This window comes from Zestomonas ipomoeae (assembly GCF_057128665.1).
This window is the reverse complement of sequence record NZ_JBSKHQ010000004.1, coordinates 134,923-148,375: the sequence shown is the minus strand read 5'-3', so window position 1 is coordinate 148,375 and position 13,453 is coordinate 134,923. Positions and strand designations below refer to the sequence as shown.

The 13,453-nt window shown below is 69.0% G+C and carries 14 protein-coding genes; 11 read left to right on the top strand and 3 right to left on the bottom strand.

Going from position 1 to position 13,453, the window contains the following annotated elements; genetic code table 11:
- Positions 1-6 precede the first annotated feature (6 nt).
- From ACWKV7_RS07755 to ACWKV7_RS07715, 9 genes are all read left to right on the top strand, one after another.
- Complete coding sequence (locus ACWKV7_RS07755; RefSeq protein ID WP_487249201.1) at positions 7-318, top strand: tetratricopeptide repeat protein; 312 nt, start codon at positions 7-9, stop codon at positions 316-318.
- A 105-nt stretch (positions 319-423) separates the two neighbouring features.
- Entirely contained in the window at positions 424-1,440 is a 1,017-nt protein-coding gene (locus ACWKV7_RS07750) for a 3-oxoacyl-[acyl-carrier-protein] synthase III C-terminal domain-containing protein (protein WP_483857085.1), read from the top strand.
- Complete coding sequence (locus ACWKV7_RS07745; RefSeq protein ID WP_483857084.1) at positions 1,437-2,435, top strand: NAD-dependent epimerase/dehydratase family protein; 999 nt, start codon at positions 1,437-1,439, stop codon at positions 2,433-2,435. The genes ACWKV7_RS07750 and ACWKV7_RS07745 overlap by 4 nt, the downstream gene beginning before the upstream one ends.
- Positions 2,432-3,283 carry an MBL fold metallo-hydrolase gene (locus tag ACWKV7_RS07740; protein ID WP_483857083.1) on the top strand — a complete coding sequence of 284 codons (852 nt, stop codon included), beginning with the start codon at positions 2,432-2,434 and terminating at the stop codon, positions 3,281-3,283. The genes ACWKV7_RS07745 and ACWKV7_RS07740 overlap by 4 nt, the downstream gene beginning before the upstream one ends.
- Positions 3,273-4,625 (top strand): F390 synthetase-related protein, encoded by a 1,353-nt coding sequence (locus tag ACWKV7_RS07735; RefSeq protein WP_483857082.1) that lies wholly within the window; start codon positions 3,273-3,275, stop codon positions 4,623-4,625. Before ACWKV7_RS07740 ends, ACWKV7_RS07735 begins: the two co-directional genes overlap by 11 nt.
- The gene (locus ACWKV7_RS07730) at positions 4,613-5,767 is read left to right on the top strand and encodes an ATP-grasp domain-containing protein (RefSeq protein ID WP_483857081.1); all 1,155 of its coding nucleotides are present in this window, start codon (positions 4,613-4,615) and stop codon (positions 5,765-5,767) included. Before ACWKV7_RS07735 ends, ACWKV7_RS07730 begins: the two co-directional genes overlap by 13 nt.
- A complete protein-coding gene (locus ACWKV7_RS07725) occupies positions 5,764-6,891 on the top strand; it encodes a GNAT family protein (RefSeq protein WP_483857080.1) in 1,128 nt (375 codons plus the stop codon). The genes ACWKV7_RS07730 and ACWKV7_RS07725 overlap by 4 nt, the downstream gene beginning before the upstream one ends.
- Positions 6,888-7,916, top strand: coding sequence for a Rieske 2Fe-2S domain-containing protein (locus tag ACWKV7_RS07720; protein WP_483857079.1), 1,029 nt, complete (start codon positions 6,888-6,890; stop codon positions 7,914-7,916). The genes ACWKV7_RS07725 and ACWKV7_RS07720 overlap by 4 nt, the downstream gene beginning before the upstream one ends.
- Positions 7,917-8,026: 110 nt before the next feature.
- Complete coding sequence (locus tag ACWKV7_RS07715) at positions 8,027-8,473, top strand: hypothetical protein (protein ID WP_483857078.1); 447 nt, start codon at positions 8,027-8,029, stop codon at positions 8,471-8,473.
- Positions 8,474-8,494: 21 nt separating this feature from the next.
- Here ACWKV7_RS07715 and ACWKV7_RS07710 read toward each other — a convergent pair whose 3' ends face one another.
- The 3 genes from ACWKV7_RS07710 to ACWKV7_RS07700 form a co-directional block, all read right to left on the bottom strand.
- Positions 8,495-8,761 carry a PilZ domain-containing protein gene (locus ACWKV7_RS07710; protein ID WP_483857077.1) on the bottom strand — a complete coding sequence of 89 codons (267 nt, stop codon included), beginning with the start codon at positions 8,759-8,761 and terminating at the stop codon, positions 8,495-8,497.
- Between the two features lie 65 nt (positions 8,762-8,826).
- Complete coding sequence (locus ACWKV7_RS07705; protein WP_483857076.1) at positions 8,827-9,714, bottom strand: lysophospholipid acyltransferase; 888 nt, start codon at positions 9,712-9,714, stop codon at positions 8,827-8,829.
- Between the two features lie 77 nt (positions 9,715-9,791).
- A complete protein-coding gene (locus tag ACWKV7_RS07700) occupies positions 9,792-10,352 on the bottom strand; it encodes a DNA-3-methyladenine glycosylase I (protein WP_483857075.1) in 561 nt (186 codons plus the stop codon).
- 80 nt (positions 10,353-10,432) lie between these two features.
- Here ACWKV7_RS07700 and glyQ point away from each other — a divergent pair, with 80 nt between their 5' ends.
- Both glyQ and glyS read left to right on the top strand, forming a co-directional pair.
- A complete protein-coding gene (gene glyQ / locus ACWKV7_RS07695) occupies positions 10,433-11,383 on the top strand; it encodes a glycine--tRNA ligase subunit alpha (protein WP_483857074.1) in 951 nt (316 codons plus the stop codon).
- Positions 11,380-13,434, top strand: coding sequence for a glycine--tRNA ligase subunit beta (gene glyS, locus ACWKV7_RS07690; RefSeq protein WP_483857073.1), 2,055 nt, complete (start codon positions 11,380-11,382; stop codon positions 13,432-13,434). The genes glyQ and glyS overlap by 4 nt, the downstream gene beginning before the upstream one ends.
- Positions 13,435-13,453 lie beyond the last annotated feature (19 nt).

Below are 13,453 nucleotides of genomic sequence, written 5' to 3'. Positions count from 1 at the left end.
CTCGTGATGATCGAATCCCTGGAGAAGATGCTGGCCAAGGGCATGGACAACGCCATGCTGCGCTTCGGCCTGGGCAAGGCCTACCTGGACGGCGGCGACAGTGCCAGGGCCGCCGAGCACCTGCAACGCTGCGTGGCCTTCGACCCCAAGTATTCGGCCGCCTGGAAGCTGCTCGGCAAAGCCCTCGACGCTCAAGGCGACAAGGATGCGGCCCGGCACGCCTGGGAACAGGGCCTGGCCGCCGCCCGCGAACATGGCGACAAGCAGGCGGAGAAGGAAATGAGCGTCTTCCTCCGTCGGTTGCAGCGCCAGAGCTGACGCCGTCGCAAAATATACGCGTCGGTCGGCGCCAAGGTAGGCGGACCGGCTCGACTGCTTCATCATGCACGGCTGAATCGTTGTCCGAACAATGGATTGTGCCTCTTGATCGACTCCTCCCAAGTCCGCCGCCTCGCACTTCTCGGCAGCGGCCGCGCTTTGCCCCAACGCCGCCTGACCAGCACCGAACTCGACCATTCGCTGGGTCTCAAGGCCGGAACCGTGGAACGAGTCGGTGGTGTACGCAGCCGCGCCTTCGCCGGCCCTGACGAAACCGCCGCCAGCCTTGCTGCGCTGGCCGCCCAGCGTGCGCTTGAGGCCGCCGGCCTGACCGCGGAACAGCTCGACTGCGTGGTCGCCGCCAGCGGCACCATGGACCAGGGCATGCCCTGCAACGCCGCCCTGGTCCACCGCGAACTCGGCCTCGGCCGCAGCGGCATCCCGGCGTTCGACATCAATGCCAGCTGCCTCGGTTTCATCGCCGCACTCGACCAACTGTCCTGGCCGCTGGCCGCAGGGCGCTACCGGCGGGTGCTGCTGGTCTGCGCCGACATCGCCTCCTGCGGCCTGGACTGGCAGCACCTGGAAAGCGCGACGATCTTCGGCGACGGCGCCGCCGCCGTGGTGCTCGGCGCGCCGGGCAGCGGCCGCGGCCTGCGCATCCTCGCCTCGCAACTGCGCACCTATTCCCAGGGCGCAGCGTTCTGCCAGATTCCCGCCGGCGGCTCGCGGCACCATCCGACGCGGGTCGGCGAAGCCTTCCTGCCGCTGACGCGCTTCGCCATGCAGGGCAAGGCGGTCTATCGCCTGGCCTCGAGCCATTTGCCGGGGTTCCTCGCCAGCCTGCTCGGCGAGGCCGGGATCAGCCGCGAGCAGATCGACTGGGTGATCCCGCACCAGGCCAGCCGCCTGGCCATGGAGCACCTGACCCGACGCCTGCGCTTCGCCCCGCAGAAGGTGGTCGACATCTTCGCCGAGCATGGCAACCAGGTCGCCGCCTCGCTACCCACGGCCCTGGACATCGCCCTGCGCGACGGGCGTCTCCAGCCCGGCCAGCGGGTGTTGCTGCTCGGCAGCGGCGCAGGGCTTTCGCTGGGCGGCATGCTGCTGGAGCTGGCATGAAGGTCGTGGTCACCGGCGGCACCGGCTTCGTCGGGCGGCATATCGCCTGGCGTCTGGCAGCCGAGGGCTGCGAGGTGGTCTTCTGCGGCCGCAACCGCGCGGCGGCCGAGGAGGTACTGCGCCTGACGCCGGCTCCGCTGCGCTTCGTGCCGCTCGAACATGGCACCGACGGCGCCGCCGCGAGCCTGCTGATGGCGGTCGAGGGTGCGCACGCGGTGGTCCACTGCGCCGCGCTGTCCGCCCCCTGGGGCAGCCAGGAAGCGTTTCGCCGCGCCAACCTCGACTCGACCGGGGAGGTGATCGACGCCTGCCGCGCCCACGGCGTGGCGCGCCTGGTTCACCTGTCGACGCCGAGCCTGTATTTCGATTTCCGCGACCGCCTGGGTATTCGCGAGGACGAGCCGTTACCGCCACCGGTCAACCGCTACGCCCGCACCAAGGGCGAGGCGGAAGTCCTGCTGCAACAGGCGGACCTTGGGCAGACGCTGGTGCTGCGCCCGCGAGCGATTTTCGGCCCCTGGGACGCCACCCTGATGCCGCGCATGCTGCGGGTGATGCGGCGCGGGGCGATCCCCTTGATGCGCGGCGGCGAGGCCGAGCTGGACCTGACCTACATCGACAACCTGGTCGACGCGATCTGCCTCGGCCTGACCCACCCGCTGCCGCGCCGCTACAACCTGTACAACCTGAGCAACGGCGAACCGATCCGCCTGGACCATCTGCTCGCCCGAGTCGCCGACGCCTTCGACCTGCCACTGCGCACCCGCCGCCTGCCCTGGCCACTGGTCTCGACCCTTGCCCGCGTACTGGAGACCGCCGCGCGCCTGGGCTCGGGCGCCGAACCGCTGCTGACCCGCTATAGCGCCGGGGTGCTCGCCTTCAGCCAGACCCTGGACACCCGCGCCATTCGCGACGAGCTGGGCTGGCAGCCGCGCGTCGGCCTGGATGAGGGCATCCGCCGCCATGCCCACTGGTGGAGGGAGCAGATCCGATGAGCAGCGTACCGTTCGAATGGCTGCGAGTCGGCTGGTGCCGCCATCTGGAGTGCATGGCCGCACGCGGCGCACGCCTGGCCCGGGTGGAGTTTCCCTCCTACTGCGGCCTGCTGCGGCATCCGCAGCACGGCTGGATGCTCTACGACACCGGCTACGCCGAACACTTCCTCACCGCCACCGAGCGGCTGCCCGAGCGCCTCTATCGCCGCATGCTGCCGGTCTCGCTGCCGGCCGAGGAATGCCTGTTGGCGCAGTTGGCCGCGCGCGGGCTGACGGCCGACGACATTGGCCACATCATCGTCTCGCACTATCACGGCGACCATGTCGCCGGCCTGCGCGACTTCCCGCGTGCCCGCTACATCGCCCTGCGCGCCGACAGCGAGCAACTGCTCGGGCTGCGCGGCAAGCGCTGGCAGGCAACCCTGCACGGCCATTTGCCCAGCCTGCTGCCGGACGACTTCCTGGCCCGCCTGAGCCAGGCCGACGACTGCCCGACGCGGCCGCTGCCGGCCTGGATGGCACCCTTCGCCGACGGCCTCGACCTGTTCGGCGACGGCAGCCTGCTCGGCGTGCCGCTGCCGGGCCACAGCCACGGCCAGCTCGGCCTGTTCATCGCCGACGCCGGCGGCCGCCCGGTGCTGCTCGCGGCGGACGCCTGCTACTCCCTGCCGGCCTGTCGCGACGGTCGCCTGCCGCCTCCAGCGACCCTCTGGTTCAGCAGCGCCGATGTCCGGGCCTACCGCACGACCTTCGCCGCCCTCGGTGCGCTGCACCGGCGCGAACCGGTCCTGGCGATCCTGCCATCGCACTGCAGCGCGGCCCGGGAGGCCTTCCAACATGGCCGTTGAACGTTTGCGCAGCCTGGCGCGGATCGCCGTCAGCTTCGCCCACAGCCGCTGGTGCCTGCGTTTTCGCAGCCGCGCCGCGCTGGAAGCCTGGCAGCGGCGCCGGCTGAAGCGATTCCTCCGTGGGGTGATGCCGCGGGCGCCCCGTTTCCATGCACTGGCCGGGTTGCCCCTGGAGCAGCTGCCGTACATGGACAAGCACGTGCTGATGAGCCAGTTCGCCGCCTGCAACACGCGCGGCATCGAGCTGCAACCGGCCCTCGAGGTAGCGTTGCGGGCCGAGGAATCGCGCGATTTCGCGCCGCTGCTGGGCGAGTTCACCGTCGGCCTGTCCAGCGGCACTTCCGGGCATCGCGGGGTGTTCCTGGTCAGCGCCGAGGAACGCGAGCGCTGGGCCGGCACGCTGCTCGCCCGTACCCTGCCACGGGCACTGCTCAGGCACCTGCTGCCTGGGCAGCCGCCGCTGCGCATCGCCTTCTTCCTGCGTGCCAACAGCCGCCTCTACACCACCCTGGCCAGCCGGCGGATCGACTTCGCCTTCCATGACCTGCTGCTCGGCCTGGACGCCGCGCGGCCCGTGCTCGAGCGCCAGCAGCCGGACGTGTTGGTGGCCCCAGCCACGGTGCTGCGCGGCCTGGCCGAGGCGAAGCTGGCCGGCCGCCTGCGCATCGCCCCACGGCATCTGGTCGCGGTGGCCGAAGTGCTCGAAGCAGCCGACGCCGCGCGCATCGAGCAGGCCTTCGGCCGCCGTCCGGCACAGATCTACCAGGCCAGCGAGGGCTTTCTCGGCTACAGCTGCGAGCGGGGCAACCTGCATCTCAACGAGAGCCACCTGATGGTCGAACCCGAGTGGCTCGACGCCGAGCAGCGGCGCTTCCTGCCGGTGATCACCGACTTCTCCCGTACCACCCAGACCATCGTGCGCTACCGCCTGAACGACATCCTGCGCCTGGCCGCGCAGCCGTGCCCGTGCGGCAGGGCGGAGCGTACCCTGGAGGCCATCGAGGGCCGCGCCGACGAGGTGCTTTGGCTGCCGGCGCAGGACGGCGGTGAACTGCGGCCGCTGTATCCGGACCTGGTGCGACGAGCCATCACCACCGCCGCCGCGGACATCCACGAGTGGAGCGTGTGCCAGCAGGGCATGACCTGGCAGTTGGGCCTGCTGGCGGATTCGCCGGAACAGGCGCAGGCGGCGATCGGACGGGCCCTGGGCGAGCTGTTCGAACGGCAGGGCGTGCGCCCCGCAGGACTGGCATTCGGCCCCTGGCAGGCACCCGAGGCCGGAGCCAAGCGTCGCCGATTGCGGCTGGCACAGCGCCCGGAGGAGCCTTCATGCACGTACTGATCCTCGGTGCCCGCGCCCCGGCGTGCCTGGAATGGGCGCGCGCCTGTGCCGCCAGCGGCCACCGGGTGACGGTTGCCGATTCGCTGGCCTGGCCGCTGGCGCGTTCCAGCCGCGCCGTGCAGGCCTTCGTCCGCCTGCCCGAGCCCCGTGCCAATCCCCAGACCTGGATCGAAGCGCTGGCGGCGCTGGTCCGGGACCGACGCATCGACCTGCTGCTGCCGACCTGCGAGGAAGTCTTCTACCTGGCCCATGGGTTGCCGCAGCTGGCGTCGCTGTGCCGCGTGCTGACCAGTGACTTCGCGCTGCTGCACCAGCTCCATCACAAGGGGCAGTTCGCCGAATTGACCCGCGGTTGGCCGATAGCAGCACCGCCGACGCGGTTGCTGGAAACCCGCGACCAGGCCGAGGCGCTGGCCTCGGACAGCGAGGCCTGGGTATTCAAGCCGGCCTACTCGCGCTTCGCCTCGCGCACCCTGATCCGACCGACCGCGGGCCAGGTTCGCGCGTTGCGGCCAACGCCGGCGCAGCCCTGGGTGGCCCAACGCTTCGTCGCCGGCCGTGAGCACTGCAGCTTCAGCCTGCTGGTCGACGGCGAATTGCGTGCCCACGCCTGCTACCAGCCGCGCTACCGCGTCGGCCGCGGTTCGGGCATCTACTTCAGCCCGACCCGGCCCGCCGCGGTGCTGGCCTTCGTCGAGGCGTTCGGCCGCGCCACCGGCTACACCGGCCAGGTCGGCTTCGACTTCATCGAGGACAGCGCCGGCCAGTTCCAGGTGCTCGAGTGCAACCCGCGCGCCACCAGCGGCATCCACCTGTTCGACGACCAGCCGCAGCAACTGCTCGCCGCGCTCTGCGAACCCCGGCCCAGCGCGCTGCTGGCCAGCCCGGCGCCGCGCATGGTGGCGCTGGCGATGCTGCTGGTGGCCGCACCGCGCCATCTGTTCTCCCGGGACTTCTGGCAAGACTATCGGCTGGGCCGCGATGTGATCGTGCGTGACGGCGACCTCGGTCCGCTGTGGGCACAACTGGTGGGCGTCGGCGAGATCACCGGCCGCGCACTGGCACGCCGGCGCGGCTTGCTGGCCGCATCCACCGTGGATATCGAGTGGGATGGCCAATCGCTGGAGGCGCCGCAGCCATGAGGTTGCTGGCGGCCGACGAGCCGAGCCTGGCGGCCTGCGACAGCCCCGCCGCGCGCTATGTGCGCGGCCACGCCGAGCGTGGCATCGACAATTTGCACACGCAGTTGCTGCTGCTCGATCTCGGTCGCTGGCAGATGCCGGTGTCGCTCAATGATGGCGGCGAGCGGCCGGACAACTGCTACGTGGTCTCGCCATTGACCGCCTACAGCGGCTACGCCCGCGACGAATTGCAGCGGCTGCGGCGCCCGTGGCTGGCGCGCCTGCTGCGGCCCCTGGTCGACGGCGTGGAGCGCCTGCTGGCCGACGCACGCCTCGAGCGCATCGTGCAGGTCAACAACTGGCTGCTGTCGACCAACCTGTATCCCGGCGACTGGCACGGCGAACAGTTGGCTGAACTGACCGAGCTGCTGCGCACCCGCTTTCCCCAGCACGCCTTCGGCTTCCGCTCGCTGAACCCGGCGAACAACGGCACGTTGCTCGCCCGGCTGCGGGGCTTGGGTTACCTGGCGGTACCGAGCCGCCAGGTCTACCTGTTCGATGGCCGGGCCGGCGCGGACAGCCGTTACCTGCAACACCAGAACTGCCGCCACGACGCCCGCCTGCTGCGCCGCAGCGACTACCGGGTCGAACGCGGCGAGGCGCTGGCCGCGGTGGAGTTCGAGCGCCTGGAGCAGCTCTACAACCTGCTCTACCTGGACAAGTACTCGCCGCTCAACCCGCACTATCGCGCCGCCTGGCTGCGCCAGGGCGTGGCCGACGGCTGGCTGGAGTTGCGCGTGCTGCGCAGCGCCAGCGGGCGCATCGACGGCGTGGCCGGCTGGTTCGCCAGCGATGCGGTGCTCAGCGCGCCCATCGTCGGCTACGACACCGCATTGCCGCAGCGCGCCGGCCTCTACCGCCAGTTGACCCGGCTGTGCCTGGCGGAGGCAGCGAACCGGCGCATGGTGCTCAACTTCAGCTCCGGTGCCGCGCACTTCAAGCGCCTGCGCGGCGGCCAGGCGCAAATCGAATACAGCCTGGTGCATATCGCTCATCTGCCGCTGCGCCAGCGCCTGGTCTGGCACCTGCTCGCCGCGCTGCTGCAGGGCATCGGCGTGCCGCTGATGAGGATGCTCAAGCTATGAGACAGGGCGACGATCCGTTTGCCTGGTGGTGGCCGTTGGCGACCACCCGCCAGCTCGGCGCCCGCAGGCCGCTGGCGCGGGTGCTGCACGGCCGGCCGCTGGTGCTGTTCCGCGACAGCGGCGGCCAGCCGGCGGCGCTGCCGGACCGCTGCCCCCATCGCCTGGCGCCGCTGAGCCAAGGTTGCGTGCGCGACGGCGCCGTCGAATGCCCCTACCACGGCTGGCGCTTCGACGCGGGCGGCCACTGCACCCGGGTCCCCGGCACGCACGAGCAACGCAGCCGGGGGCCGCTGCTGCAGTCGCTGCAAACCTGCGAAGCCCACGGCCTGGTGTGGGTGCGTGCCACCGCGGGGGCGGGGAGCGCGCCCTGTGCGCCGGCGCAGACGAAGGAGGCGCTGGACGTGTTCTGGCTGCATGACCAGGTGCGCTGCAGCCTGCTGGAAGCTGCCGAGAATTTCCTCGACGCCTTCCATACCCACTTCGTGCACGCCGGTTGGATTCGCCGGGACGCGCGGCGGCAACGAGTGATTGCCGAGGTGCGCGCACTCGACGACGGCATCGAGGCGCGCTACAGCGAGGAAGGCACGCAGGACGGGCTGGTCTCGCGCCTGCTGGAGGGCAGCCGCGGCGAGAGCTTCGGTCGCTTTCGGCTGCCGGGACTGGCGGAAATCGAGTACCGCGACCGCGCCGGTCGCCTCACCCTGCTGGTCAGTGCCTGGCTGGTGCCCGCCGAGCGTGGCCGGTTGCAGGTGATCGCCCGGGTCGCGACACGCCGTGGCCGTCTGCCGGGATGGCTCAAGCGCCTGACCCTGCGACCGCTGTTCGGCGTGGTGCTGGGCCAGGACAAGCGGATTCTCGAAGCGCTGAGCGCCAACCACGCACGTTTCGCCGACAGCCCCCACGGCTGGGGACCGGGACGACCGCTGGACAGCCGCCAGGACCTGCTCGGCCCCTGGATTCGCCAGTTGCTCGAAGTCGGTGCGCTGGACGGCTTCGTCGGCCGCCGCCTGGAGCTCGACCTTTGAGCGACGGGTCTCTCGCTGCCGCCTTCGGCGTGTGCTCCACTCCGGCTGGCGCTCGGCACTTCACTGTTCCGGCGCGGTCTGCATGCTCACACCGTCGCAGGAGTGCGTTCATGTCGATAAGCCACCCAGCCCGCGTCCTGCTGCTGCTCGCCGCCAGCGGCGCGGCGTCCCTCAGCCTGGCCGCGGCGGAGCCGCTGGAACCCTTCGAAGTGCTGGAGGTGGGGCAACCGCTGCTGAGCATGCAGGCCGCCAAGGACCCGGGACTGCCCGAAGCCTGCCGCCACTGGCAGCTATCGGCGGCGGATGCCGAGCGATTCCTCAGCCTCAGCGAGGTGGTCGATGGCCAGGCGCTGCATTACCAGTTCGACTGGCTGCCCTGCCGGGTCGAAGGCCGGCTGCGCGATCGCGCAGGAACGGTATGGAATTTCGAGATCAACGCCGCCGCCGTCGCCAGCCTCTGGCAGAAACCGGACGACCGGCAGTTCCGCGGCTGCCGCCAGGCCGACTGCGAACCGCTGGTCCTGATGATGCCGGAAGACGCGCCGGCCGAACGCTGAGCGGGCGGGCGTCGGCCGGTCCTACGTCTCGATGAAGCGCAGGCCCATGCCCGTGGCCTCGAAGCGCACCACTTCCATCGCCACCACCGGCGCTTCGACCGGCAGGTCCTGTACTTGGCCGCTGACTACTTCGCCGATCTTCAACAGGCTCTGCGCATCGTCGAGGATCACGAAAACACCGGTATTGGAAATGTCCCGGGTGCGCACCAGCATCTGCCCGTGCTGCGGATGGTCGATGCGGATGCGAACCTTGAGCGATGTGCGGGGGCTTTCGCGCTTGTTTTCCATGATCGACCCTGTTGTTGTGTTTTTTCAGGTAGATGGCGCCACGCTACAGCGATGACGAAGCGCCTTCAATACCATTTGGCCTCTCCGGCAGGACGCTTCTTGAAGCGCTTCATGCTCCACATGTACTGGCTGGGGAAGCGCTTCACCTGTTGCTCGATGCCCTGGTTGAGCGCGGCCACCGCGGCGTCCATGTCCTCGCCGTACAGCGCCTCGGGCGCCGCCTCGATCACCACCTGGTAGCCACTGCCGTCTTCCAGGCGCAGCGCATGCATGAACACCGCCTCGGCCTTGCGCCCTTGCACCAGGGACGGCACGAACTTGCTGGTCAGCGTCGACACGCCGAAGAAGGGCACGAACAGGCCGCTGGATACGCTCGGCTCCGGGTCGGCGGCAATGCCGACCACACCGCCCTTGCGCACCGACTTGACCATCGACAGGATGCCCTCGCGGGTCGACGCCGCCATGCTGTTGCCCAGCTGGGTACGCTGGCGCAGCAGCAGTTCGTCGACGGCCTTCAGCTTCGGCGGGCGATAGAGAATCATCGGCTGGCATTTCGAGCAGACGTACTGCAGCAGCATTTCCCAGTTGCCCAGGTGGCTGCTGATCAGCACCACGCCCTTGCCACTGGCCAGGGCGCTTTCCAGTACTGGCAAGCCCTGGACTTCACGAATCAACCCGAGGGACTTGGACGCCGGCCAGATCCAGGCGCAGGCGCTTTCGGTCATGGTCATGCCGATGTCGCGCAGGCTGCGGCGGACCAGGCGCTCGCGCTCGGCCGCGTCGAGCGCGGGAAAGCACTTGCCGAGGTTGATGCGCGCCACGTCGCGCGAACGGTTGGGCAGCTTCCACATCAGCCAGCCGATGGCGGCGCCGACACGCTGCACCAGGCGCCAGGGCAACAGCGCGAAAAGACGCAGGAAGGCCACCACCAGCGCGCCCTTGAGCTTCTCCACAGACGGTCTCCCGTGAATCGAAAGGCGCGTATTGTACCCGAGCGATCCGTCCCGGGCGCGAGCCGGCTGCGAGCCGCTCAGGCCGGTTCGCCCACCAGCTCGGCATAGCGATCGCAATCGGTGGTGTGGTCCATCACCATGCCCGCCGCCTGCATGAACGCGTAGCAGATGGTTGGCCCGACGAAGGTGAAGCCGGCCTTCTTCAGCGCCTTGCTCATCGCCTCCGCTTGGTCGGTCAGCGCCGGCATGTCGCCACGGCCGCTGAAGCGGTTGATCTTCGGCTCGCCGCCGACGAAGGACCAGAGCAGGGCGACCGGGTCTGCCAGCTTCAGCCAGGCCTGGGCGTTCTGCCGCACGGCCTTGAGCTTCAAGCGGTTGCGAATGATGCCGGGGTCCTGCATGAGCGTTTCGATTTCCTCGTCGCTCAGCCGCGCCAGGCGCTCGGCGTCGAAGCCGAACAATACCTCGCGATAGCGCTCGCGCTTTTTCAGCACGGTGATCCACGACAATCCGGCCTGGAATCCCTCCAGCAGCAGCAGTTCGAACAGGGCCTGTTTGTCGTACTGGGGCACGCCCCATTCGTGGTCGTGGTAGGCGATGTACAGGGGGTCGTCGGTACACCAGAAGCAGCGCGGCATAAGGCTTTCCTTGCGTTGAGACGGGGACTAATCGGGTATACTCCGGCGCTTTACGTCGAAGCTTCAGCACAGGTGAATTTGTGAGCCAGACTACGCCCGCCGTGCGCACCTTCCAAGACCTGATCCTCGCGCTCCAGCAATACTGGGCCGAGCAGGGCTGCGTGGTGCTCCAGCCCTACGATATGGAAGTTGGCGCCGGCACCTTCCACACCGCGACCTTCCTGCGTGCCATCGGCCCCGAGACCTGGAACGCCGCCTACGTGCAACCCAGCCGGCGTCCCACCGACGGCCGCTACGGCGAGAACCCCAACCGCCTGCAGCACTACTACCAGTTCCAGGTGGTGTTGAAGCCGAACCCGGACAATTTCCAAGAGCTCTACCTGGGCTCGCTCAAGCGCATCGGCATCGACCCGCTGGTGCACGACATCCGCTTCGTCGAGGACAACTGGGAGTCGCCGACCCTCGGCGCCTGGGGCCTGGGCTGGGAAATCTGGCTGAACGGCATGGAAGTCACCCAGTTCACTTACTTCCAGCAGGTCGGCGGCATCGAGTGCTACCCGGTGACCGGCGAAATCACCTACGGCCTGGAACGCCTGGCCATGTACCTGCAGGGCGTCGACTCGGTCTACGATCTGATCTGGACCGACGGACCGTTCGGCACCGTCACCTACGGCGACGTGTTCCACCAGAACGAGGTGGAGCAGTCCACCTTCAATTTCGAGCACGCCAACGTGCCCAAGCTGTTCGAGCTGTTCGATTTCTACGAGAGCGAAGCCAATCGCCTAAGCGAACTGGAACTGCCGCTGCCGACCTACGAAATGGTGTTGAAGGCGTCCCACACCTTCAACCTGCTGGATGCCCGCCGCGCCATCTCGGTGACCGAGCGCCAGCGTTACATCCTGCGTGTGCGCACCCTGGCCCGCGCCGTGGCGCAGAGCTACCTGCAAGCCCGCGCCAGACTCGGCTTCCCCATGGCCAAACCCGAACTGCGTGATGAAGTGCTGGCCAAGCTGAAGGAGGCCGCGGAATGAGTGCACTGGATTTTCTCGTCGAACTGGGTACCGAAGAGCTGCCGCCCAAGGCCCTGAAGAGCCTTGCCGACGCGTTCCTCGCCGGTATTGAAAAAGGCCTCAAGACGGCCGGGCTGGCCCATGCAGGTGCCCGCGCGTACGCCGCGCCGCGCCGCCTGGCGGTGCTGGTCGAGCAGTTGGCAACCCAGCAGCCGGACCGCAGCCTCAACCTCGATGGCCCGCCGTTGCAGGCAGCCTTCGACGCCGGCGGCAACCCGACCCAGGCTGCCCTTGGCTTCGCCAAGAAGTGCGGCGTCGATCTGGAGCAGATCGACAAGAGCGGCCCGAAGCTGAAATTCAGCCAGAACATCCCCGGCCAGCCCGCCGCCGACCTGCTGCCCGGCATCGTCGAAGCATCGCTGAACGAACTGCCGATTCCGAAGCGCATGCGCTGGGGCGCGCGCAAGGAAGAGTTCGTCCGCCCGACCCAGTGGCTGGTGATGCTGTTCGGCGACACAGTAATCGACTGCGAGATCCTCGCCCAGAAGGCCGGCCGCGAGTCCCGCGGCCATCGCTTCCACAGTCCGGGCCAGGTGCATATCTCCAAGCCTTCGAGCTACCTGGAGGACCTGCGCGGCGCCTATGTGCTGGCCGACTTCGCCGAGCGCCGCGCGCTGATCGCCCGGCGCGTCGACGAACTGGCCGCGGCGGAGCAGGGCAGGGCCATCGTGCCCGCCGGCCTGCTCGACGAGGTCACTGCTCTGGTGGAGTGGCCGGTACCGCTGGTCTGTTCCTTCGAAGAACGCTTCCTCGAAGTACCGCAGGAAGCGCTGATCACCACCATGCAGGACAACCAGAAATACTTCTGCCTGCTGGATGCCAACGGCAAGCTGCTGCCGCGCTTCATCACCGTCGCCAACGTCGAGAGCCGCGACCCGGCGCAGATCGTCGCCGGCAACGAGAAGGTCGTGCGCCCGCGCCTGACCGACGCCGAATTCTTCTTCAAGCAGGACAAGAAGCAGAAGCTGGAAAGCTTCAACGAACGCCTGGCCAACGTGGTGTTCCAGGCCCAGCTGGGCTCGGTGTTCGACAAGGCCGAACGGGTATCCCGATTGGCCGCGTTCATCGCCGGCCAGGTGGGCGGCGACGCCGAGCGCGCCGCCCGCGCCGGCCTGCTGTGCAAATGCGACCTGGCCACCGAGATGGTCGGCGAGTTCCCCGAGATGCAGGGCATCGCCGGCTACTACTACGCACTCAATGACGGCGAGGCGCAAGACGTCGCCCTCGCGCTGAACGAGCAGTACATGCCGCGCGGTGCCGGCGCCGAGCTGCCGAGCACCCTGACCGGCGCCGCCCTGGCGGTGGCCGACAAGCTGGACACCCTGGTTGGCATCTTCGGCATCGGCATGCTGCCCACCGGTAGCAAGGACCCCTATGCCTTGCGCCGCGCCGCGCTCGGCGTGCTGCGCATCCTCATCGAGAAGCAGCTCGACCTCGATCTGGCCCAGGCCATTGCCTTCGCCATCGAGCAATACGCCGACAAGGTCAAGGTCGAGGGGCTCGCCGCCCAGGTCCAGGACTTCGTGTTCGACCGCCTGCGTGCCCGCTACGAGGACGAAGGCGTCGATGTCGCCGTGTACCAGGCCGTGCGAGCGCTGACGCCCACCGCGCCGCTGGACTTCGACCAACGCGTGCAGGCCGTGCAGGCGTTTCGTGCCCGGCCGGAAGCCGAGGCGCTGGCCGCGGCCAACAAGCGCGTGTCCAATCTGCTCGGCAAGTTCGAAGGGCAGGTGCCGGCCAGCGTCGACCCGGCGCTGCTGCAGGATGCCGCCGAGAAGGCCCTGGCCCAAGCCGTGGCAGCTGCCGCAGACGCGGTCGGCCCGCTGTCCGCCGCCCGTTGCTATCGCGAGGCGCTGGAACGCCTGGCCAGCCTGCGCGAGCCGGTGGATGCCTTCTTCGAGGCCGTACTGGTCAACGCCGAGCTGGCATCCGTGCGCGCCAATCGCTACGCGTTGCTGGCGCAGCTGCGCGGCTTGTTCCTCGGGGTCGCCGATATCTCGCTGCTGGGCTGACGCCCGGTGGCGGCTAGCC